The 1,970-nt window shown below is 60.7% G+C and carries 1 protein-coding gene; it reads right to left on the reverse strand.

The features are described from left to right. Nucleotides 1-1,970 (reverse strand): transketolase (gene tkt / locus HZU72_RS23550; RefSeq protein WP_180096369.1); only part of this gene is annotated, 1,970 nt, incomplete at both ends.

Raw genomic sequence — 1,970 nt, forward strand, 5'->3', positions numbered from 1 at the left:
CGACGGTAAAGCCGAAGTGTTTGAACAGATCGCCCGCCGGCGCGGATTCGCCGTAGGTGGTCATGCCGATCACGCGGCCTTCCAGGCCCACGTACTTGTACCAGTAGTCGGCGTGGGCGGCTTCGATAGCAATACGCTTGGTCACCGCTTTAGGCAACACGCTCTCACGGTACTCGGCGTCCTGGCCGTTAAAGCGATAAGCCGAGGGCATGGAAACCACGCGCACCGCTTTGCCCTGCTGCTCAAGCTCGGCGGCAGCGTCCATCGCCAGACCGACTTCAGAACCGGTGGCAATCAGAATCAACTCCGGCTTTTTGGGCGTGCCTTCGCTATCTTTCAGAACCGGGTCTTTAAGAACATACGCCCCGTTTTGAATCGCCGCCAACTGCGCTTTAGTGCGCTGCTGGTGGGGCAGGTTCTGGCGTGATAGCACCAGCGCCGTGGGGCCGGAGTGACGCTTGATGGCGGCGTCCCAAGAGGCGGCGGTTTCGACCGCATCACAAGGGCGCCAGGTATTGAGGTTCGGCGTGGTACGCAGGCTGGTGAGCTGCTCAATGGGCTGGTGAGTCGGGCCATCTTCCCCCAGGCCGATGGAGTCGTGGGTAAACACGTAAATCACCTGCTGGCCCATCAGCGATGCCATGCGGATCGAGTTGCGCATGTACTCCATGAAGATCAGGAAGGTTGCGCCGTAAGGTACCAGGCCGCCATGCAGGGCGATCCCGTTCATGACTGCCCCCATGCCAAACTCACGGACACCGTAGTGCAGGTAGTTGCCGCTAGCATCTTCCGGGGTGATCGCTTGGGCGCCTTTCCAGAAGGTCAGGTTAGACGGCGCCAGGTCGGCACTGCCACCCAACAGCTCCGGCATTTGCGGGCCAATCACATTCAGCACTTCGAACGAGGCCTTGCGTGACGCAATGGTCTCGCCACGCTCTTGGGCCTGCTCAATCAAGGCTTCGGTGGGCAGTTCCGCGGGCAACTGGCGTTTCATCCGGCGGGTGAACTCCCGCGCTTCTGCAGGGAACGCTTCCGCGTAGCGGGCAAACCGCGCGTCCCACGCCTGCTGAGCCGCTTTGCCCGCTTCACGGGCATCCCAGGCGGAGTAGATCGGCTCAGGGATATGGAAGGGCGCATGGGGCCAGTCAAGTTGGATGCGGGCCAGGGCCACTTCGTCGTCGCCTAGCGCCGCGCCGTGGGCTTCCTCTTTACCCTGCTTGTTAGGGGCACCAAAGCCAATGATGGTCTTGCAGATAATCAGGCTCGGCTTATCGTCGTGGCTCTTGGCCAGCTCAATAGCGGCTTTCACCTCTTCAGGCTTGTGACCATCCACATTGGGCACCACGTGCCAGCCGTAAGCTTCAAAACGCTTGGCAGTATCGTCGGTAAACCAGCCTTCCACTTCGCCATCGATAGAGATGCCGTTGTCGTCATAAAGCGCGATCAACTTACCCAACTGCTGGGTACCGGCCAGGGAGGCCGCTTCGTGGGAGATGCCTTCCATTAAGCAGCCGTCACCCAGGAAACACCAGGTGTGATGATCGACAATGGTGTGCCCAGGGCGGTTAAACTGCGCCGCCAGGGTTTTTTCCGCGATGGCAAAGCCCACGGCATTGGCAAAGCCCTGACCCAGCGGCCCGGTGGTGGTCTCAATGCCTGGTGCGTAGCCAAACTCTGGGTGGCCCGCGGTGGGCGAGTGCAACTGGCGGAAATTCTGCAGCTGTTCCAGGCTTAGCTCGTAGCCGCTGAGGTGGAGCAGCGAGTAAAGCAGCATGGAGCCGTGGCCATTGGAGAGCACAAAGCGGTCACGATCGGCCCACTTGGGGTCTGAGGGGTTATGCTTGAGGTAGTCATTCCATAGCACCTCGGCGATATCAGCCATACCCATGGGGGCGCCCGGGTGGCCGGATTTGGCCTTCTGAACGGCATCCATGGACAGGGCGCGAATGGCATTGGCTAGCTCAAAACGG

The organism is Vreelandella sedimenti (assembly GCF_013416325.1).
GTDB lineage: Bacteria > Pseudomonadota > Gammaproteobacteria > Pseudomonadales > Halomonadaceae > Vreelandella > Vreelandella sedimenti.